Origin of the sequence: Streptomyces sp. NBC_00457, from assembly GCF_036014015.1 — a bacterium.
In the GTDB taxonomy this organism is placed as follows: domain Bacteria; phylum Actinomycetota; class Actinomycetes; order Streptomycetales; family Streptomycetaceae; genus Streptomyces.
In genome coordinates, this window is the sequence record NZ_CP107905.1 from 6381807 (window position 1) to 6400884 (window position 19078).

Here is a 19078-nt window from a genome sequence, read left to right on the forward strand (position 1 = left end):
CAGTGAAGAAGACCTCGACCCGGCTGGCCGACGGTCGCGAGCTGGTCTACTACGACCTGCGCGACGACACGGTCCGGGACGCCGTGGACCGCCGTCCGCTGGAGCGGACCGTCACCACGTCCGAGATCAGGCAGGACCCCCTGCTCGGCGACTCCGTCGCGATCGCCTCGCACCGCCAGGGCCGCACCTACCACCCGCCGGCCGACGAATGCCCCCTGTGCCCCTCCGAGGGCGAGCGGCTGAGCGAGATCCCGGACTCGTCGTACGACGTCGTGGTCTTCGAGAACCGCTTCCCCTCGCTCGCCGGGGACTCCGGCCGCTGCGAGGTCGTCTGCTTCACCTCCGACCACAACGCGTCCTTCGCCGAACTGACCGAGGAACAGGCGGGGTTGGTGCTCGACGCCTGGACCGACCGGACCTCGGAGCTGTCCCATCTGCCCTCCGTAGACCAGGTGTTCTGCTTCGAGAACCGCGGTGCCGAGATCGGCGTGACCCTGGGCCACCCGCACGGCCAGATCTACGCCTACCCCTTCACCACCCCGCGCACCGCGCTCATGCTGCGTTCTCTCGCAACTCATAAGGAAGCGACGGGAGGTGAGAACCTCTTCGACGCCGTCCTGGAGCGTGAACTCGCCGGTGAGCGGGTCGTCCTGGAGGGTGAACACTGGGTCGCCTTCGTGCCGTACGCCGCGCACTGGCCGTACGAGGTCCACCTGTACCCCAAGCGCCGCGTGCCCGATCTGCTCGGGCTCGACGAGGCGGCGCGCACAGAATTCCCCCAGCTCTATCTGGAACTCTTGAGGCGCTTCGACCGGATCTTCGGCGAGGGCGAACCGCCCACGCCGTACATCGCGGCCTGGCATCAGGCCCCGTTCGGCGCGCTGGACGAGTTCGACGGTGTGAGCAGGGACGATTTCGCCCTTCACCTCGAGCTTTTCACCATCCGCCGCACGTCCGGCAAGCTGAAGTTCCTCGCGGGTTCCGAGTCCGGCATGAACGTGTTCATCAACGACGTGCCGCCGGAGCGCGCGGCCGAGCGACTGCGAGAGGTAGCGAGTTCATGAGCGGTAAGTACCTGGTGACCGGTGGCGCGGGATACGTCGGCAGCGTGGTCGCCCAGCATCTGCTGGAAGCGGGCCACGAGGTCGTCGTCCTCGACAACCTCACCACCGGCTTCCGCGAGGGCGTGCCCACCGGCGCCACCTTCATCGAGGGCGACATCCGCGACGCCGCCAAGTGGCTGGACGCGACCTTCGACGCCGTCCTCCACTTCGCCGCGTTCTCGCAGGTCGGCGAGTCGGTCGTGAAGCCCGAGAAGTACTGGGACAACAACGTCGGCGGCACGATGGCGCTGCTGGGCGCGATGCGCGAGGCCGGCGTCCGCAAGCTCGTCTTCTCCTCTACGGCGGCCACGTACGGCGAGCCGGTCAGCACCCCGATCACCGAGACCGACCCGACGGCGCCCACGTCGCCGTACGGCGCCTCGAAGCTCGCCGTCGACCACATGATCACCGGCGAGGCGGCGGCGCACGGTCTGGCCGCGGTCTCCCTGCGCTACTTCAACGTGGCCGGTGCGTATGGCGCGTACGGCGAGCGGCACGACCCCGAGTCGCACCTGATCCCGCTGGTCCTCCAGGTGGCGCAGGGCAAGCGCGACGCGATCTCCGTCTTCGGCGACGACTACCCGACGCCGGACGGCACCTGCGTCCGCGACTACATCCACGTCGCCGACCTGGCCGAGGCCCACCTGCTGGCCGTCCAGGCGGCGCAGCCCGGCGAGCACCTGATCTGCAACCTCGGCAACGGCAACGGCTTCTCCGTCCGCGAGGTCATCGAGACCGTCCGCCAGGTCACCGGCCACCCGATCCCCGAGATCACGGCCCCGCGCCGCGGCGGCGACCCGGCGGTCCTTGTCGCCTCCGCCGACACCGCCCGCGAGCGGCTCGGCTGGAACCCGTCCCGAGCGGACCTCGCCGGGATCGTCGCGGACGCGTGGGAATTCGCGCAGTCGCGCGGCAAGTGACTGCGTACGCGCGGCAAGTAACTCGTATGCGCGGCAAGTAAATTCAGGGCCGGTACAGACCGGTCGGTTCGAAAGGTCAGGGGTCAGGGGATGAGCGAGCCTGTCGTCGGTGGTGTCGCCGAGCGGTTCAAGGAGCTGTACGGGGCCGAGCCGGAGGGAGTGTGGGCGGCGCCGGGCCGGGTCAACCTGATCGGCGAGCACACCGACTACAACGACGGCTTCGTCATGCCGTTCGCGCTGCCGCACGTCACGGTCGTGGCGGTGTCCCGGCGCGAGGACGGCGTCCTGCGTCTGCACTCGGAGGACGTCGAGGGCCCGGTCGTCGAACTGCGCGTCGACGAACTGAACCCGGGGTCGGACACGAACTGGACGGCCTACCCGGCGGGCGTCGCCTGGGCCCTGCGCGACGCGGGCCACCCGGTCACCGGCGCCGACATCCACCTGACCTCGACCGTCCCGTCCGGCGCGGGCCTGTCCTCGTCGGCGGCGCTGGAGGTGGCGGTCGCCCTGGCCCTGAACGACCTGTACGAACTCGGCCTCAAGGGCTGGCAGCTGGCCCGCCTGTGCCAGCGCGCCGAGAACGTCTACGTCGGCGCCCCCGTCGGCATCATGGACCAGACCGCGTCCGCCTGCTGCACCGCGGGCCACGCCCTGTTCCTCGACACCCGCGACCTCTCCCAGCAGCAGATCCCCTTCGACCTGGCCGCCGAGGGCATGCGCCTGCTCGTCGTCGACACCCAGGTCAAGCACGAGCACTCGACCGGCGAGTACGGCAAGCGCCGCGCCGGCTGCGAGAAGGGTGCCGCGCTGCTGGGCGTCGAAGCGCTGCGGGACGTACCGTACGACGGCCTGGACGCGGCGCTCGCACGGCTCGGCGACGAGGAGGAGGTGCGCCGGCTGGTGCGCCACATCGTCACCGAGAACCACCGGGTGGAGCAGACGGTCGCCCTGCTGGAGGCCGGCGAGACCCGCGCGATCGGCCCGGTGCTCGTGGAGGGCCACGCCTCCCTGCGCGACGACTTCCGTATTTCCTGCCCCGAACTGGACCTGGTCGTCGACACGGCCCTGGCCGCCGGGGCGATCGGCGCCCGCATGACCGGCGGCGGCTTCGGCGGCTCCGCGATCGTGCTGGCCGAGACGGCGGACGTCGAGACCATCACCAAGGCGGTGCAGGAGGCCTTCGCGGCGGCCGCTTTCACGGCACCGCGTGTCTTCGAGGCGGTGCCTTCGGCGGGGGCGCGGCGGCTCAGCTGAGCCGCTTGGTCAGTGTGTACTCCGTGATCCCCGGCGGATAGTCGGGGATCACGCACACCACGTCATAGCCCCGCTTCTGGTAGAACTCCGGTGCCTGGAAGTCCCAGGTCTCCAGGCGCGCGCCCCGGCAGCCGCGCTCGGTGCGCGCCACATGCTCCGCTTCTGCCAACAGCCGGGAGCCCAGTCCGCCGCCCCGAAGGCGCTCGTCCACCCACAGATAGGTCACGTGCAGCCAGGTCGTCCAGGTGTGGCCGACGAGGCCGCCGGCCAGCCGGTCGTGGTGATCCAACACCCAGACATGGAGCGGAAGTTCCCGTTCACCAGGCGTTCCGCGCAGCCCGCGCAAGATCGGTGAGGCCGCCGTATTGGCGGCGCGGAGACGGGAACGAAGCAAGTCGCGCCGCTCTTTGTCGACTTCTGTCTCGATACGAAACATGCGGCTCACCATAAACGCGCTGGACAACCAGTTCTGCAAATTACCTTCCGCTGTCGGCCCCCGCCCGTACTCTGATGAACAGCACCGGTGGGGGCCGGTGCTGATCAGGGGGCGAGACAAGTCGGGTACGACGCCCGCAGTGGGGGTAGCAGTCATGGCACGGCGGCGGCCGTGCGACTGCGACCATTCCTGGCGTCGTACCCGCACAGGTCGTCGTTTTCCCGGACCAGTGGGGGTTTTCAGTGGTTCGTATCCGAGTCCTAGTCGTCGACGACCACCGCATCTTCGCCGAATCGCTCGCCGCCGCACTGGCCGCCGAGCCGGACGTCGACGTGTCCGCGGCGGGCAGCGGCCCGGCCGCCATGCGCAGTCTGGAGCGCGCCGTCGCCGAGGGGCGCCGCTTCGACGTGCTGCTCGTCGACGCCGATCTGGGCGGAAATATGCAGGGCGTGCGTCCCACGCCCGTACAGGAAGGGAACGAGGACGGACTCGTCGACGGGATCTCCCTGGTCGCCGGCGTCCGCGTCGCCCAGCCGCACGTACGCATCGTCGTCCTCGCCGAGAAGGACGACCCACGCCGGGCCGCGCTCGCCCTGCAGGCCGGGGCGTCGGGCTGGGTCGCCAAGGACTGCTCGCTGTCCCGGCTGCTCACCGTCATCCGCGGCGTCCTGCGCGACGAGACCCATCTGCCGCCCGCCCTCCTCACCGGCGTCCTGCGCGAGCTGACAGCCGCCCGCAAGCACCGCACCGAGAGCGAACGGCTGGTGGAGTCCCTCACCCCGCGCGAGCGGGAGGTACTGCGCTGCATGGTCGCCGGCCTGGGCCGCAAAGCGGTAGCCGAGCGCCTGTTCCTCTCCCCGCACACCGTCCGCACCCACATGCAGAACGTCCTGGGCAAACTGGGCGTCCACTCGACACTGGCCGCGGTGGCACTGGCGAGGCGGGCGGGGGTGGGCCCGGCGGACCTGGGTCCGGTAGGGAGGATCGGGGTGGAGGAAAGCAGCAGCGCCTGATAGGCGCCCCGAAGGGGCGCGGGGCTGTATCGATTTGCGGCTCCGCCGCGTGGGCGCGACAAGCCACAACGGCGCCGCAGCCGAACAAGTATGTCTACCCGGGAATGTTGTCGAACGGCGCCGTCAACTGCCGCAGCAACCCCGCCAGTTCCCCCCGCTGCGCCCGAGACAACTCCGCCAGAATCGCCCGCTCCTGATCAAGCAGCCCCGCAAGCGCCTGATCGGCCCGATCGCGACCCTCATCGGTCAGCCGAACCAGCACACCGCGCCGGTCGCTGGGATCCGGCAGCCGCTCCACCAGCCCCTTCTTGGCCAGACGGTCGATGCGGTTCGTCATCGTCCCCGAAGTGACCAACGTCTGCGTCAGCAACTGCCCCGGCGAGAGCTGATACGGCGTCCCGGCCCGCCGCAGCGCCGTCAGCACGTCGAACTCCCAGGGCTCCAGGCTGTGTTCGGAGAAGGCCAGCCGACGTGCGCGGTCCAGGTGCCGGGCCAGTCTGCTCACCCGGCTGAGCACCTCGAGCGGTTCCACGTCGAGGTCAGGGCGCTCCCGGCGCCACGCTGCGACCAGCCGATCGACCTCGTCCTCCATGACGATCAGTGTAGTGGTTGTGTCGATGTGAAGTCTCTTGACATCAAGTTTCTTGACCGCGAGCTAATGAACGGGGCAGGCTGGGTACCTGTCAGCCACGGTCGTTCCCCTCCCGGAGGCCCACCATGTCCGCCCCCACCTGGGACCCCGCCCAGTACCTGCGCCACGCCGGCCACCGCGCCCGCCCCTTCGCCGACCTTCTGGCCCGCATCCCCGATCTCCCCGGCGCCCCGCCCCGCATCGCCGACCTCGGCTGCGGCCCCGGCAATGTCACCACCCTCGTCGCCGACCGCTGGCCCACCGCGCACATCACCGGCTACGACAACTCGCCCGAGATGCTGTCCCGGGCCGGGGCTCATGCGGGGCCCACCTCGGGCGGCGGCCACCTCGACTTCGCCCCCGCCGACGTCCGCACCTGGGAGCCGGTACGGCCGTACGACCTGATCGTCAGCAACGCCACGCTGCAGTGGGTCCCGGGGCACGTGGACCGTTTCGCCGACTGGATCGCCGGCCTCACCCCCGGCGGCACCTTCGCCTTCCAGGTGCCCGGCAACTTCGACGCCCCCAGCCACCGCCTGTTGCGCGAACTCGCCCACTCCCCGCGCTTCGGCGACCGCCTCGCCGCCACCATCCGCCACGACGACGCGGTCCTCGCCCCCGAGACCTACCTGGCACACCTGACCGCGCTGGGCTGCACGGCCGACGTCTGGGAGACGACGTACATCCACCTGCTCACCGGCGAGGACCCGGTACTCGACTGGGTCAAGGGGACAGGCCTGCGCCCCGTCCTCACCGCGCTCGCCGACGACCCCGACGAACGAGACGCCTTCCTGGCCGAGTACCGGTCGGCCCTGCGCGCGGCCTATCCGGCCACGCCGCACGGCACCCCGTTCCCGTTCCGCCGCATCTTCGCCGTCGCCCGCAAGGAGGCGTGATGATCACCGCCGTCGACCATGTCCAGCTCGCGGCGCCCCCAGGCTCGGAGGAGCGGCTGCGGTCGTACTACGTCGATGTCCTCGGCCTGACCGGGATACCCAAGCCGCCGGCGCTCGCCGCGCGCGGGGGCTGCTGGTTCCAGTCGGGACCGGTGCAACTGCACCTGGGAATCGAGGAGGATTTCCGTCCGGCGAGGAAAGCGCACCCCGGGCTGCGAGTCGCCGGGATCGAGACGTACGCCGCCCGGCTCGAAGTTCATGGGGCGACCGTCATCTGGGACGAGAATCTGCCGGGGTACCGGCGCTTCTACTCGGAGGACCCCGTCGGCAACCGGCTGGAGTTCCTCGAACCGCTCGGCTAGGCCTTCCGGCGCCCTATCAGCCGAGGCTTCGCCTCCAGCCCGTCCAGGCCGTGCCATGCCAGGTTCACCAGATGGGCCGCGACCTCCGCCTTCTTCGGGCGGCGGACGTCGAGCCACCACTGGCCGGTGAGGGCGACCATGCCGACCAGGGCCTGGGCGTAGAGGGGGGCCAGCTTGGGGTCGAAGCCCCGGCGTTTGAACTCGCGGCCGAGGATGTCCTCCACCTGGGTGGCGATGTCCGAGATGAGGGAGGCGAAGGAACCCGTGGACTGGGGGATGGGGGAGTCGCGGACGAGGATGCGGAAGCCGTCCGTGTACTCCTCGATGTAGTCGAGCAGGGCGAAGGCCGCTTGCTCGCAGAGTTCTCGGGGGTGGCCCGCCGTCAGGGAGCTCGTCACCATGTCCAGCAGGCGCCGCATCTCGCGGTCCACCACCACCGCGTACAGGCCCTCCTTGCCGCCGAAGTGCTCGTACACCACCGGCTTGGACACCCCGGCCTTCGCCGCGATCTCCTCCACCGACGTGGCCTCGAAGCCCCTCTCCGCGAAGAGGGTGCGACCGATCTCCAGCAGCTGCTGGCGGCGCTCCGCTCCGGTCATCCGGGTTCGGCGCGCTCGCCGCGGCTTCTCATTGCTGGAGGTGCTGGGATCGGTCGCCACGCCGTCAATCATGCAGCCTCGGCGGGCGCCTTCCCCCGCCGAGAGCTGTCGTTCCCGGTGTTACGGCGGGAATCGATACGCGAGCGTGACGGCCAGCGCACGTCGTACGCCCAGCCGAACTGCTCGCACCAGCGGATGATCCGGGCCGAGGAGTCGATCTGGCCGCGCTCCACACCGTGCCGCGCGGACGTCGGATCGGCGTGATGCAGGTTGTGCCAGGACTCACCGCAGGACAGGACCGCCAGCCACCACACGTTGCCGGACTTGTCACGCGACTTGAAGGGGCGCTTGCCGACCGCGTGGCAGATCGAGTTGATCGACCAGGTCACATGGTGCAACAGCGCCACTCGGACGAGTGATCCCCAGAAGAAGCCCGTGAACGCGCCCCACCACGACATCGTCACAAGCCCGCCGATCAGCGCGGGCAGGGCGAGGGAGAGCACCGTCCAGTAGAGGAACTGACGGGAGATCGTCCGGATCGTGTCGTCCTTGATCAGATCCGGCGCGTACTTGTCCTGCGGCGTCCGCTCCTCGTCGAACATCCAGCCGACGTGCGCCCACCACAGTCCCTTGATCAGTGCAGGGAGCGTCTCCCCGTAACGCCACGGAGAGTGCGGGTCGCCCTCCGCGTCGGAGAACTTGTGGTGCTTGCGGTGGTCCGCGACCCAGCGGACCAGCGGGCCCTCCACCGCCATCGAACCGGCGACGGCGAGCGCGATGCGCAGCGGACGTTTGGCCTTGAAGGAGCCGTGGGTGAAGTAGCGGTGGTAGCCGATCGTGACGCCGTGGCAGGCGACGAAGTAGAAGAAGACCAGCAGGCCGAGGTCGAGCCAGCTCACTCCCCAGCCCCAGGCCAGCGGCACCGCCGCGGCGAGCGCGAGGAAGGGGACGACGATGAAGAGGAGGAGCGCGAGCTGCTCGACGCGCCCCTTCTTCTCGCCGCCGAGCGTGGCCTTGGGGAGTGGGGTGTTGTCGGGCGCCTTCGGGGCGTCGTCGATCACATCGGAGCTCGTGGTCATGGGGCGTCCCCTGTGGGGTTCGTGGGTTGAGGCTAGTGCCCGGGCTGGAACCCAGGGTCGTCGAGGGCTCTGACGGGAGTCCCTACGGTTCCGTAACCTACGGCGACGTAAGTATGGCAGCGCGTCGCCGGTCGGCAAGAGCCCGTGGGCCTGCGCGTCCGCACGGACACCTATCCTTAGGAGTCGGTCGGACAGCGCGGTCCGCTCTGATTAATTCCCGGATGCCCGGCCCGTATGCGGCCCCCGCCGCGCGACCGTTCCTTCGGGTTCCCTCCAGACGAGCTTCAACACTGCAAGGAGCCGCACCTGTGAGCAGTGCCGACGACCAGACCACGACCAGCAGTGAGCTGCGCGCCGACATCAGGCGGCTGGGCGATCTCCTCGGCGAGACCCTCGTCCGCCAGGAAGGCCCTGAGCTGCTGGAACTCGTCGAGAAGGTCCGCCGCCTCACCCGTGAGGACGGCGAGGCCGCCGCCGAGCTGCTGCGCGGCACGGAACTGGACACCGCGGCCAAGCTGGTCCGCGCCTTCTCCACCTACTTCCACCTGGCCAACGTCACCGAGCAGGTCCACCGCGGCCGGGAGCTGCGCGCCAAGCGTGCCGCCGAGGGCGGACTCCTCGCCCGTACGGCCGACCGGCTGAAGGACGCCGACCCCGAGCACCTGCGCCAGACGGTCAGGAACCTCAACGTTCGTCCCGTGTTCACGGCCCACCCGACCGAGGCCGCGCGCCGCTCGGTGCTCAACAAACTCCGGCGCATCGCCGCGCTCCTGGAGACCCCGGTCATCGAGGCCGACCGCCGCCGCTACGACACCCGGCTGGCCGAGAACATCGACCTCGTCTGGCAGACGGACGAGCTGCGCGTCGTACGCCCCGAGCCCGCGGACGAGGCCCGCAACGCGATCTACTACCTCGACGAACTGCACGCCGGCGCCGTCGGTGACGTACTCGAGGACCTGACCGCCGAGCTGGAGCGCGTCGGCGTGAAGCTCCCCGACGACACGCGCCCGCTCACCTTCGGCACCTGGATCGGCGGCGACCGCGACGGCAACCCCAATGTGACCCCCGAGGTCACCTGGGAGGTGCTGATCCTCCAGCACGAGCACGGCATCAACGACGCCCTGGAGATGGTCGACGAGCTGCGCGGCTTCCTGTCGAACTCCATCCGCTACACCGGCGCGACGGAAGAACTGCTCACGTCGCTGCAGGCCGACCTCGAACGCCTGCCCGAGATCAGCCCCCGCTACAAGCGGCTCAACGCCGAGGAGCCCTACCGGCTCAAGGCCACCTGCGTCCGGCAGAAGCTGGAGAACACCAAGCAGCGCCTCGCGACCGGCACCCCGCACGAGCCGGGCCGCGACTACCTCGGCACCTCCGAGCTGCTGGCCGACCTGACCCTGATCCAGACCTCGCTCAGGGAGCACCGCGGCGGACTGTTCGCGGAAGGCCGGATGAACCGTACGATCCGTACGCTCGCCGCCTTCGGCCTCCAGCTCGCCACCATGGACGTCCGCGAACACGCCGACGCCCACCACCACGCCCTCGGCCAGCTCTTCGACCGCCTCGGCGAGGAGTCCTGGCGGTACGAGGACATGCCCCGCGAGTACCGGCTCAAGCTGCTCGCGAAGGAGCTCCGCTCCCGCAGGCCGCTGGGCCCGACCCCGGCGCCCGTCGACGCGGCCGGCGCGAAGACCCTCGGTGTGTTCGAGACGGTCAAGCGGGCCCTGGAGGTCTTCGGACCCGAGGTCGTCGAGTCGTACATCATCTCCATGTGCCAGGGCGCCGACGACGTCTTCGCCGCCGCCGTGCTGGCGCGCGAGGCGGGCCTGATCGATCTGCACGCCGGCTGGGCGAAGATCGGCATCGTGCCGCTGCTCGAGACCACCGACGAGCTCAAGGCCGCCGACACGATCCTGGAGGACATGCTCTCCGACCCGTCGTACCGCAGGCTCGTGGCCCTGCGCGGGGACGTGCAGGAGGTCATGCTCGGCTACTCCGACTCCTCCAAGTTCGGCGGCATCACCACCTCGCAGTGGGAGATCCACCGCGCCCAGCGCCGCCTGCGCGACGTGGCACATCGCTACGGCGTACGGCTGAGGCTGTTCCACGGCCGCGGCGGCACCGTCGGCCGCGGCGGCGGCCCCTCCCACGACGCGATCCTCGCCCAGCCCTGGGGCACCCTGGAGGGCGAGATCAAGGTGACCGAGCAGGGCGAGGTCATCTCCGACAAGTACCTCGTGCCGTCCCTCGCCCGCGAGAACCTCGAACTCACCGTCGCCGCCACGCTCCAGGCCTCCGCCCTGCACACCGCACCCCGCCAGCCGGAAGAGGCGCTGGCCCGCTGGGACGCCGCGATGGACGTCGTGTCGGACGCCGCGCACGCCGCCTACCGCAGGCTGGTGGAGGACCCGGACCTGCCCGCGTACTTCTTCGCCGCCACCCCCGTCGACCAGCTCGCCGACCTCCACCTCGGCTCCCGCCCCTCCCGCCGCCCCGACTCCGGCGCCGGACTCGACGGACTGCGCGCCATCCCGTGGGTGTTCGGCTGGACCCAGTCCCGGCAGATCGTGCCGGGCTGGTTCGGCGTCGGCTCGGGCCTGAAGGCGCTGCGCGAGGCGGGCCTGGACACCGTCCTCGCCGAGATGCACGAACAGTGGCACTTCTTCCGCAACTTCATCTCCAACGTCGAGATGACCCTCGCCAAGACGGACCTGCGGATCGCCGCCCACTACGTCGACACCCTCGTCCCCGACGACCTCAAGCACGTCTTCGACACCATCAAGGCCGAGCACGCGCTGACCGTCGCCGAGGTACTGAAGATCACCGGCGAACAGGAACTCCTCGACGCCACCCCGGTCCTAAGGCAGACCTTCACCATCCGCGACGCCTACCTGGACCCCATCTCCTACCTCCAGGTCACCCTGCTCAAGCGCCAGCGGGACGCCGCGGCGGCCGGCGAGGAGCCGGATCCGCTGCTGGCGCGGGCCCTGCTGCTCACGGTGAACGGTGTGGCGGCGGGACTGCGCAACACCGGTTGATCACCCCTGGTACGACAGTGCCCCCGGCCTCCGCGGAGAGGCTCGGGGGCACTGTCGTGCGGGGACGTCAGGCGGACTTGCGACGCCGGAACACCAGGTAACCGCCCGCCGCCAACAGCGCCGCCGCGGCACCGGAGAGCAGACCGACGGGGACGCCGCTGCCGGTCTCGGCGAGGTCGCCCGCACCGCTGCCGCCCTGCGCGGAGGGAGAGGAGGACGGCGCGGCGGCCGGTCCACTCTCCGTGGGGGAGGCGGACGCGGCCGGCTCCTCGGTCGTCGGAGTGGCGGAGGCCGACGGCGTGGCACTCGGCTCATCGGTCGGCTTGTCGTCGCCCGGCTGATCGGGAGCCGTGCCCGCCGGGCAGGTGTGCGACAGGTTGAACAGCTCCAGGCTGCCGCCCTCGACCTCGGCGACCGCCGATGTCAGCAGGGCACCCGGCTTCGACGCCACGTAGGCGTGCTTGTCGGACGGCGGGCCGAAGCTGGTGACGACCTGTTCGCCACCGGGCTGGAAGGTCACCGTCAGCCTGACGAACGAGCTGGAGTTGCCAGGCAGGACGAAGTGCCAGCCGTCCATGTCCTCGGGAATCCCGGGGCAGCCGTCCTCCTGCGGGGCCCCGTCGTCCTGGGTGGTGGCGGTACGCGGCAGTTGCTGCCGCAGTTCGACGGTGTAGGTGTCCGTGGCCTGGGCCGAAGGGGCGAGCAGCAGCGAGGCGGTGGCCGCGGCCACGACCGTGAGGGTACGCATGGGCAGTCCATCTTCGAGAAGTGAGCGGGAAGATGTGGAGGGGGCGGCTCAGCTTCCAGCCGCGGCTGACCCTGGGTCAATCACGAACAGGAAACGAACAGTTTCCCCACAGAACGCAGCCGCCCCGGACCCCTCAGATCACCACAAAAGCGGCCGTGAGCAGCGCTACCCCGCTCCCCGCCATGACCCACGCCGCCCGCACCCGCCCCAGCCCGCCCGCCACCACGACCGAGGCGAGCAGCAGCGCACCACCCATCGGAGCCCAGGAGTACAGGACACCGCCGGGCCCGGAGCGCACGACGTCACTGCCGCCGGGCTTCATGACGACCGCGTACGTCTGCCCCTTCCGCACGGCGACCGTCTTCTCGATGACCACGCTCTCCCGGGGCTGCGACCCCGGCGAGACCGGCGTGTACGGCCCGGTGCACGTGTCCGCACCGCACCGCGTCACCTCGACCGTGCCACGTTCCCGGCCCTTCGTCAGCATCACGTACTGCGCCGTCCCCCACGACGCCCATACACCGGCGATCAGAATCAGCGCGGCGACCGTACCCATCGCCGCGAGCCGGCCGAACCGCAGCGCGGTCTCCGTGCCCCGGTGGGAAATGACGGCAGAAGGCATGGCGGGGATCATTGGCCATGCCCGCGCGCTCGGTCAACTCCCGTGGGGGCAATGTCAGGAGTTGTACGTGCTCTGCGCCCGCTCCAGCCCCTCGATCACCAGGCACTCCACCGCGTCCGCCGCCCGGTCCACGAAGTAGTCCAGCTCCTTGCGCTCCGCCGCCGAGAAGTCCTTCAGCACGAAGTCCGCGACCTGCATCCGCCCCGGCGGCCGCCCGATCCCGAACCGCACCCGGTGGTAGTCCGGCCCCATCACCTTCGTCATCGACTTCAGCCCGTTGTGCCCGTTGTCCCCGCCACCGAGCTTCAGCCGCAACGTGCCGTAGTCGATGTCGAGTTCGTCGTGCACGGCCACGATGTTGCCGACCGGGACCTTGTAGAAGTCCCGCAGAGCGTTCAGGGGCCCACCGGACAGATTCATGTACGACATCGGCTTCACCAGCACCACCCGCCGGCTCCCCGGCCCCGGCGGCCCGATCCGCCCCTCGACCACCTGCGCCTGCGCCTTCCCGGCCCGCTTGAACTTCCCCCCGATCCGCTCAGCCAGCAGATCGGCCACCATGAACCCGACGTTGTGCCGGTTCATGGCGTACTCGGCCCCGGGATTGCCGAGTCCGGCGATCAGCCAGGGGTCGTTGGCGGAGGTGGTCACGTCTGCGTCTCCTTATGCAGCAGCCGCTGCTCCCCTCAGGAGGGGAGCAGCGGCTGGAGCGTACCGCTGTGGGCAGTCGTTCCGCAGGGCGGAACGGGTGGGCACAGCCTGCAGCGCCGGGTGCCGTTGAATCAGCGGCACGTCAGCTACGGCTCAACCGCCGGTCAGGCCTCGGCGCTTTCCTCGCCGCCCTCTTCGCCCTCCGGGGCCTCCTCGGCCTGTGCGGCCAGCACCTGCAGGACGACCGTGTCGTCGTCGACGGCCAGCTTGGTGCCGCTCGGCAGGGGGATGTCCTTGGCGAGGATGGAGTCGCCGGCCGCCAGGCCCTCGATGGACACCGTGACGGACTCGGGGATGTGGGTGGCCTCGGCCTCGACCGGAAGCGCGTTGAGGACGTGCTCGAGCAGGTAGGCACCGGGGGCCAGCTCGCCCTCGGTCTGCACGTAGATCTCGACGTTGACCTTCTCGCCCCGCTTCACGAGCAGCAGGTCGACGTGCTCCAGGAAGCCCTTCAGCGGGTCACGCTGCACGGCCTTCGGGATCGCCAGCTCGTTCGTCTTGCCGTCGATGTCCAGGGCGATCAGGACGTTCGGCGTACGCAGCGCGAGCAGGAGCTCGTGGCCCGGAAGGGTCAGGTGCAGCGGGTCGCCACCGTGGCCGTACAGGACACCGGGAACCTTCGAGTCACGACGGATACGGCGGGCAGCGCCCTTGCCGAATTCGGTGCGGGTCTCGGCGGAGATCTTTACCTCGGACATGCTGTGCACTCCTCGTATGGGTGAGAACGGACAGGGTCACCCGGCCACGAACGGCCTGCTACGAAGAGCGCGTCGATAACGGACAGCCGTACCGCGATGAGTACGGCCTCCCTCGCCGAGCAACTTCAGCAGTCTACTCGGCAGGGGAGGCCGTACCCAAAAGGATCTTCGAGGAGCCTTACCGCTCGGCTCTCACTGCTCGTCGAACAGGCTCGTCACCGAACCGTCCTCGAACACCTCACGCACCGCGCTCGCGATCGTCGGCGCGATCGACAGCACCGTGATCTTGTCGAGGTGGCTGCCCAGTTCGGCCGGCGTCGGCAGGGTGTTGGTGAAAATGAACTCGCTCACCCGGGAGTTCTTCAGCCGGTCCGCCGCCGGACCCGACAGCACACCGTGCGTCGCCGTCACGATGACGTCCTCGGCGCCGTGCGCGAACAGGGCATCGGCGGCCCCGCAGATCGTGCCGCCCGTGTCGATCATGTCGTCGACCAGGACACACACGCGGCCCTTGACCTCACCCACGACCTCGTGGACGGTCACCTGGTTCGCCACGTCCTTGTCGCGCCGCTTGTGCACGATCGCGAGCGGCGCACCGAGCCGGTCGCACCAGCGGTCGGCCACCCGCACACGCCCCGCGTCCGGGGAGACGACGGTCAGCTTCGCCTTGTCGACCTTGCGGCCCACATAGTCCGCGAGCAGCGGCAGCGCGAAGAGATGGTCGACGGGGCCGTCGAAGAAGCCCTGGATCTGGTCGGTGTGCAGATCGACGGTGAGGATCCGGTCCGCACCCGCCGTCTTCATCATGTCCGCGATCAGACGCGCCGAAATGGGTTCACGTCCGCGGTGCTTCTTGTCCTGCCGCGCGTAACCGTAGAAGGGCACGATGACGGTGATGGAGCGGGCCGACGCACGCTTCAGCGCGTCGATCATGATCAGCTGCTCCATGATCCACTGATTGATCGGAGCCGTGTGGCTCTGGATCACAAAGCAGTCCGCACCACGCGCCGACTCCTCGTAACGGACGTAGATCTCACCGTTCGCGAAGTCGAAGGCCTTCGTCGGGACAACCCCGACACCCAACTGCTGGGCGACCTCCTGGGCAAGCTCGGGGTGGGCGCGGCCGGAGAAGAACATCAACTTCTTCTCGCCGGTCGTCTTGATCCCGGTCACAGCACTGTCTCCTCAGAGGTTCTCAGCTGGGGTGTGCGGATGTGCACTTATCACGGTACGCCGAGTTTGACGCACCGGTTTCCGGTCAGCCCTCGTCAACGGCCTCCCGCGCCGCCGCCTCGGCCGCCTTCGCCGCCGCGCTCCCCGGACGCTTACGGGCCACCCAACCCTCGATATTCCGCTGCTGGCCCCGGGCCACGGCGAGCGAACCGGGCGGCACATCCTTCGTGATCACGGACCCGGCGGCCGTATAGGCACCGTCCCCGATCGTGACAGGAGCCACAAACATGTTGTCCGAACCGGTACGGCAGTGTGAGCCGACCGTCGTGTGGTGTTTGTCCTTCCCGTCGTAGTTCACGAAGACACTCGCGGCCCCGATGTTCGTGTACTCACCGATCGTCGCGTCCCCGACGTAGGAGAGGTGCGGAACCTTCGTGCCCTCCCCGATCAGGGAGTTCTTCGTCTCAACGTACGTACCGACCTTCGACTTCAGCCCCAGCCGCGTGCCGGGCCGGAGATAGGCGTACGGCCCGACGGACGCCTGCGGCCCGACCTCCGCCCCGTTCGCGACCGTGTTGTCGATCCGTGCACCGGCGCCGACGCGCGTGTCCGTGAGCCGGGTGTTGGGGCCGACCTCGCAGCCCTCGCCGAGGTGAGTGGAGCCGTGCAGCTGGGTTCCGGGGTGGACGACGGCATCCTGCTCGAAGGTCACGGTCACATCGACCCACGTCGTCGCGGGGTCGATGACGGTGACGCCGGCCAGCATCGCGCGGGTCAGCAGCCGGTCGTTGAGGATCCGGCGGGCCTCGGAGAGCTGGACCCGGTTGTTGATCCCGGCGATCTCACGGTGGTCGACGGCGACGGAAGCCCCGACCCGGTGACCGGCCTCGCGCAGAATCCCGAGGACGTCGGTGAGGTATTCCTCGCCCTGGCTGTTGTCGGTACGGACCTTGCCGAGGGCGTCCGCGAGGAGTTGTCCGTCGAAGGCGAACACACCGGAGTTGATCTCACGGATCGCCCGCTGCGACTCGGACGCGTCCTTGTGCTCGACGATCTCCGTGACGGCACCGGAAGCACCGTCGCGCACGATACGTCCGTACCCGGTCGCGTCCGGCACCTCCGCGGTGAGGACGGTGACGGCGTTGCCGTCGCCGGAGTGCGTGGCGGCGAGAGCCTGCAGCGTCTCCCCGGTGAGCAGCGGAGTGTCCCCGCACACGACGACAACCGTGCCGTCGACGGAACCGCCCAACTCCTCCAGCGCCATCCGCACGGCATGCCCCGTACCGTTTTGCTGCGCCTGTACGGCCGTACGCACATGCGGGTCGATCTCCGCCAGGTGCGCAGCGACCTTCTCCCGCGCGTGACCCACCACGACGACCAGATTCTCGGGCCGCAACTCCCGTGCTGCGGCGAGCACATGGCCCACGAGACTGCGGCCGCAGAGCTCGTGCAGGACCTTGGGTGTGGCCGACTTCATACGGGTGCCCTCACCCGCTGCGAGAACGACGACGGCTGCCGGGCGAATGGCGCTCACGGGATGCCCTTCGGCTGTGGAGGGGGTGGAGTGACATCCGCAGGATACCGGGGGGAATCAGGGGGGACATGAGAGCGGGCCCTGACACAGCTGTCAGGGCCCGAACCGAGAAGGGGCTCCCCCGCCAGGACTCGAACCCGGACAGATGGCACCAAAAGCCACAGTGCTGCCAATTACACCACGGGGGAACAAACTCGACGGAGCCGGGCATTGCACCGGGTCGCCGAGCGGCGCCTCCTACTATGCCGCACCAAGACCCTTTGACGCGACGGTGCCCGTCACGCACCGCCGGTTCCGCGTGAACGATGTGCGATTCAGCAGTTCGAGATATATAGGGCGGTTTCGCTTCTGTTCGGTTACGGGGAGTGGTGTAGGCCAGTCGCGAAAACTCACCGGAAAACGGGGGGCTTGCGCCCGTAGGCTGGATGCATGACCACGACGGGGGAAGACCACGCACCGGCCTTGACCGGGCCTTGGTGGTGGACCAGGTGGCGGAGTGCCGTGCTCGACGGGAGCCTGGCGTTCGTATCCGCCATGGAATGTGCGGCGGAGGGGATTCCGTTCGCGCGGGATGCCGGGATTCCGGTGGCCGCGGGAGTGCTGTTCGGGGTGCTGGCCGGGTCGGTGCTGGTGATCCGGCGGAAGTGGCCGATAGCCGTCGTGCTCGTCTCCATCGCCATCACGCCCGCACAGATGGGCTTCCTGATGGCCATCGTCGGTCTGTACACGCTGGCCGCGTCCGAGCTGCCGCGGCGGATCATCGCGTCGCTGGCGGGGATGTCGCTGGTGGGGACGTTCATCGTGACGTTCGTGCGGGTGCGGCAGGACATGGCGTCGGGGGATGTGTCGCTGGGGGACTGGTTCGTTCCGTTCGCTTCGATCAGCGCGTCTCTCGGGGTGACCGCGCCGCCCTTGCTGCTGGGGCTGTATGTAGGGGCACGGCGCCGGCTGATGGAGAGCTTGCGGGAGCGGGCGGACTCGCTGGAGCGGGAGCTCCAACTGCTTGCCGAGCGGGCCGAGGAGCGGGCCGAGTGGGCCAGGAACGAGGAACGGACCCGGATCGCTCGGGAGATGCATGACGTCGTCGCGCACCGGGTGAGCCTGATGGTCGTGCATGCTGCCGCGCTGCAGGCGGTGGCTCGCAAGGACCCTGAGAAGGCTGTGCGGAATGCCGCGCTCGTAGGGGACATGGGACGGCAGGCGTTGACCGAGTTGCGGGAGATGCTCGGGGTGCTGCGCAGCGGGGACGGGCTGCGGCAGCGTGAGCGTGTGTTGGCGGCGGTGGGGGCGGCCGCGGCCGCCGCGGCGTCGCGGGCCGCCGATGAGGACGGCACGGGCGAGGGGCCCTGTCTGTCCGAACTGGACGAACTGATCGGGCAGTCGGCGGCTGCGGGGATGGCCGTGGATTTCTCGGTGGAGGGGGAGTCGCGGCCGTATGCGCCGGAGGTCGAGCAGACCGCTTACCGGGTGGTGCAGGAGGCGTTGACGAACGTCCACAAGCATGCGGCGGGGGCGAAGACCCATGTGCGGCTGGCGCACCGGGTCTCGGAGATCGCGATGCAGGTGGAGAACGAACCGCCACCGGAGGCCGCGTCGTCGGCGCGCTTGCCGTCCGGGGGGAACGGCCTGGTGGGGATGAAGGAGCGGGTGTCCGCGCTGGGCGGGGTCTTCGTCTCGGGACCGACGGACGCGGGGGGCTTCCGGGTCTCGGCGGTGATTCCGGCGTCGTAGGCGTACAGCAGCCGCCCGGTCGCGTCAGCCTGCGGTGAGGCGTACGGGGGTGATGCCTGCGACGAGGGCGGCGAGGGCCTGGTCGATGTCGGGGCCGAGGTACCAGTCGCCGGTGTGGTCGAGGGCGTAGACGCGGCCTTCGGTGTCGATGGCGAGGATGGACTGGGTGTCGGTTTCGGCGCCGAGAGGGCTGACGTCGGTGTCGAGGGCGCGGCCGAGGTCGCCGAGGGTGCGGGCCATGTGGAGGCCGTGCAGCGGGTCGACGTGGAGGGTCGCGGGGGCGATCTGGCGGCCGGGGGCGCCGGGGGTGATGTGCAGTCCGCCGAACTCGGCCCAGGCTTCGACGGCGGCGGGGAAGACGGCGTGACGGTGGCCCGCGGGTGAGGTGTGTTCGCGGAGTGCGTCGGCCCAGTACTCGGCCTGCTTGATGTCCCAGCGTCCGGGCTGCCAGCCGGCGGTACGCAGGGCGGCGTCGACGGGCACGGGGAAGCGGGTGGTGGAGGAGCGGTCGGCGTGCATCTGCCCTCAGA

Annotated in this window: 19 protein-coding genes and 1 tRNA gene; 8 read left to right on the forward strand and 12 right to left on the reverse strand. The window is 69.7% G+C overall.

Going from position 1 to position 19078, the window contains the following annotated elements; translation table 11 throughout:
- Nucleotides 1-2 precede the first annotated feature (2 nt).
- The 3 genes from galT (at nt 3) to galK (ending at nt 3277) form a co-directional block, all read left to right on the forward strand.
- Nucleotides 3-1064 (forward strand): galactose-1-phosphate uridylyltransferase, encoded by a 1062-nt coding sequence (galT, locus tag OG828_RS29190; RefSeq protein ID WP_328363129.1) that lies wholly within the window; start codon nt 3-5, stop codon nt 1062-1064.
- Nucleotides 1061-2023, forward strand: coding sequence for a UDP-glucose 4-epimerase GalE (gene galE / locus OG828_RS29195; RefSeq protein ID WP_328502809.1), 963 nt, complete (start codon nt 1061-1063; stop codon nt 2021-2023). The genes galT and galE overlap by 4 nt, the downstream gene beginning before the upstream one ends.
- A gap of 90 nt (nt 2024-2113) precedes the next feature.
- On the forward strand, nt 2114-3277 hold the full coding sequence (gene galK / locus OG828_RS29200; protein WP_328502810.1) for a galactokinase: 1164 nt from the start codon (nt 2114-2116) through the stop codon (nt 3275-3277).
- On the opposite strand, the gene OG828_RS29205 is transcribed toward galK, so the two are convergent.
- Complete coding sequence (locus tag OG828_RS29205) at nt 3270-3725, reverse strand: GNAT family N-acetyltransferase (protein WP_328372261.1); 456 nt, start codon at nt 3723-3725, stop codon at nt 3270-3272. The two genes, galK and OG828_RS29205, sit on opposite strands and share 8 nt — an antisense overlap.
- A gap of 230 nt (nt 3726-3955) precedes the next feature.
- On the opposite strand from OG828_RS29205, the gene OG828_RS29210 reads away from it, so the two are divergent.
- Nucleotides 3956-4726, forward strand: coding sequence for a response regulator transcription factor (locus OG828_RS29210; RefSeq protein ID WP_328363135.1), 771 nt, complete (start codon nt 3956-3958; stop codon nt 4724-4726).
- Nucleotides 4727-4820: 94 nt separating this feature from the next.
- Here OG828_RS29210 and tamR read toward each other — a convergent pair whose 3' ends face one another.
- The gene (gene tamR / locus OG828_RS29215) at nt 4821-5318 is read right to left on the reverse strand and encodes a MarR family transcriptional regulator TamR (RefSeq protein WP_059196100.1); all 498 of its coding nucleotides are present in this window, start codon (nt 5316-5318) and stop codon (nt 4821-4823) included.
- A 125-nt stretch (nt 5319-5443) separates the two neighbouring features.
- On the opposite strand from tamR, the gene OG828_RS29220 reads away from it, so the two are divergent.
- Together OG828_RS29220 and OG828_RS29225 are read left to right on the forward strand one after the other, a co-directional pair.
- Nucleotides 5444-6253, forward strand: a complete 810-nt coding sequence (locus OG828_RS29220) for a trans-aconitate 2-methyltransferase (RefSeq protein WP_328502811.1) — start codon at nt 5444-5446, stop codon at nt 6251-6253.
- Nucleotides 6253-6615 carry a glyoxalase gene (locus OG828_RS29225; protein ID WP_328502812.1) on the forward strand — a complete coding sequence of 121 codons (363 nt, stop codon included), beginning with the start codon at nt 6253-6255 and terminating at the stop codon, nt 6613-6615. Before OG828_RS29220 ends, OG828_RS29225 begins: the two co-directional genes overlap by 1 nt.
- On the opposite strand, the gene OG828_RS29230 is transcribed toward OG828_RS29225, so the two are convergent.
- On the reverse strand, nt 6612-7286 hold the full coding sequence (locus OG828_RS29230) for a TetR/AcrR family transcriptional regulator (RefSeq protein ID WP_328363148.1): 675 nt from the start codon (nt 7284-7286) through the stop codon (nt 6612-6614). The genes OG828_RS29225 and OG828_RS29230 overlap by 4 nt on opposite strands.
- Nucleotides 7283-8293 carry an acyl-CoA desaturase gene (locus tag OG828_RS29235; RefSeq protein ID WP_328502813.1) on the reverse strand — a complete coding sequence of 337 codons (1011 nt, stop codon included), beginning with the start codon at nt 8291-8293 and terminating at the stop codon, nt 7283-7285. The genes OG828_RS29230 and OG828_RS29235 overlap by 4 nt, the downstream gene beginning before the upstream one ends.
- 308 nt (nt 8294-8601) lie before the next feature.
- Here OG828_RS29235 and ppc point away from each other — a divergent pair, with 308 nt between their 5' ends.
- Nucleotides 8602-11331 (forward strand): phosphoenolpyruvate carboxylase, encoded by a 2730-nt coding sequence (gene ppc, locus OG828_RS29240; RefSeq protein ID WP_328502814.1) that lies wholly within the window; start codon nt 8602-8604, stop codon nt 11329-11331.
- 67 nt (nt 11332-11398) lie between these two features.
- On the opposite strand, the gene OG828_RS29245 is transcribed toward ppc, so the two are convergent.
- From OG828_RS29245 to OG828_RS29275, 7 genes are all read right to left on the reverse strand, one after another.
- Entirely contained in the window at nt 11399-12079 is a 681-nt protein-coding gene (locus OG828_RS29245; RefSeq protein ID WP_328502815.1) for an LPXTG cell wall anchor domain-containing protein, read from the reverse strand.
- A gap of 133 nt (nt 12080-12212) precedes the next feature.
- Nucleotides 12213-12701 carry a hypothetical protein gene (locus OG828_RS29250; protein ID WP_328440230.1) on the reverse strand — a complete coding sequence of 163 codons (489 nt, stop codon included), beginning with the start codon at nt 12699-12701 and terminating at the stop codon, nt 12213-12215.
- A gap of 54 nt (nt 12702-12755) precedes the next feature.
- On the reverse strand, nt 12756-13352 hold the full coding sequence (gene pth, locus OG828_RS29255) for an aminoacyl-tRNA hydrolase (RefSeq protein WP_328440231.1): 597 nt from the start codon (nt 13350-13352) through the stop codon (nt 12756-12758).
- Nucleotides 13353-13516: 164 nt separating this feature from the next.
- Nucleotides 13517-14110, reverse strand: a complete 594-nt coding sequence (locus OG828_RS29260; RefSeq protein WP_328363162.1) for a 50S ribosomal protein L25/general stress protein Ctc — start codon at nt 14108-14110, stop codon at nt 13517-13519.
- A 192-nt stretch (nt 14111-14302) separates the two neighbouring features.
- On the reverse strand, nt 14303-15283 hold the full coding sequence (locus OG828_RS29265; protein WP_210576446.1) for a ribose-phosphate diphosphokinase: 981 nt from the start codon (nt 15281-15283) through the stop codon (nt 14303-14305).
- An 85-nt stretch (nt 15284-15368) separates the two neighbouring features.
- Nucleotides 15369-16817 carry a bifunctional UDP-N-acetylglucosamine diphosphorylase/glucosamine-1-phosphate N-acetyltransferase GlmU gene (glmU, locus tag OG828_RS29270; protein ID WP_328502816.1) on the reverse strand — a complete coding sequence of 483 codons (1449 nt, stop codon included), beginning with the start codon at nt 16815-16817 and terminating at the stop codon, nt 15369-15371.
- Nucleotides 16818-16933: 116 nt separating this feature from the next.
- Nucleotides 16934-17005, reverse strand: a tRNA-Gln gene (locus OG828_RS29275).
- A gap of 241 nt (nt 17006-17246) precedes the next feature.
- On the opposite strand from OG828_RS29275, the gene OG828_RS29280 reads away from it, so the two are divergent.
- Nucleotides 17247-18548: a sensor histidine kinase gene (locus OG828_RS29280; RefSeq protein ID WP_328363170.1), complete on the forward strand. Its 1302-nt coding sequence runs from the start codon at nt 17247-17249 to the stop codon at nt 18546-18548.
- Between the two features lie 24 nt (nt 18549-18572).
- Here the strand turns inward: OG828_RS29280 and OG828_RS29285 are convergent, their stop codons facing one another.
- Nucleotides 18573-19067, reverse strand: coding sequence for an SUKH-3 domain-containing protein (locus OG828_RS29285; protein WP_328502817.1), 495 nt, complete (start codon nt 19065-19067; stop codon nt 18573-18575).
- Nucleotides 19068-19078 lie beyond the last annotated feature (11 nt).

Excerpts from the sequence above, each read along its gene's own strand:
- galE (WP_328502809.1), top strand. The coding sequence starts at position 1,061 with ATGAGCGGTAAGTACCTGGTGACCGGTGGCGCGGGATACGTCGGCAGC.
- galK (WP_328502810.1), top strand. The coding sequence starts at position 2,114 with ATGAGCGAGCCTGTCGTCGGTGGTGTCGCCGAGCGGTTCAAGGAGCTG.
- OG828_RS29205 (WP_328372261.1), bottom strand. The coding sequence starts at position 3,725 with ATGGTGAGCCGCATGTTTCGTATCGAGACAGAAGTCGACAAAGAGCGG.
- tamR (WP_059196100.1), bottom strand. The coding sequence starts at position 5,318 with ATGGAGGACGAGGTCGATCGGCTGGTCGCAGCGTGGCGCCGGGAGCGC.
- OG828_RS29220 (WP_328502811.1), top strand. The coding sequence starts at position 5,444 with ATGTCCGCCCCCACCTGGGACCCCGCCCAGTACCTGCGCCACGCCGGC.
- OG828_RS29225 (WP_328502812.1), top strand. The coding sequence starts at position 6,253 with ATGATCACCGCCGTCGACCATGTCCAGCTCGCGGCGCCCCCAGGCTCG.
- OG828_RS29230 (WP_328363148.1), bottom strand. The coding sequence starts at position 7,286 with ATGATTGACGGCGTGGCGACCGATCCCAGCACCTCCAGCAATGAGAAG.
- OG828_RS29235 (WP_328502813.1), bottom strand. The coding sequence starts at position 8,293 with ATGACCACGAGCTCCGATGTGATCGACGACGCCCCGAAGGCGCCCGAC.
- OG828_RS29245 (WP_328502815.1), bottom strand. The coding sequence starts at position 12,079 with ATGCGTACCCTCACGGTCGTGGCCGCGGCCACCGCCTCGCTGCTGCTC.
- OG828_RS29250 (WP_328440230.1), bottom strand. The coding sequence starts at position 12,701 with ATGCCTTCTGCCGTCATTTCCCACCGGGGCACGGAGACCGCGCTGCGG.
- OG828_RS29260 (WP_328363162.1), bottom strand. The coding sequence starts at position 14,110 with ATGTCCGAGGTAAAGATCTCCGCCGAGACCCGCACCGAATTCGGCAAG.
- OG828_RS29280 (WP_328363170.1), top strand. The coding sequence starts at position 17,247 with ATGACCACGACGGGGGAAGACCACGCACCGGCCTTGACCGGGCCTTGG.
- OG828_RS29285 (WP_328502817.1), bottom strand. The coding sequence starts at position 19,067 with ATGCACGCCGACCGCTCCTCCACCACCCGCTTCCCCGTGCCCGTCGAC.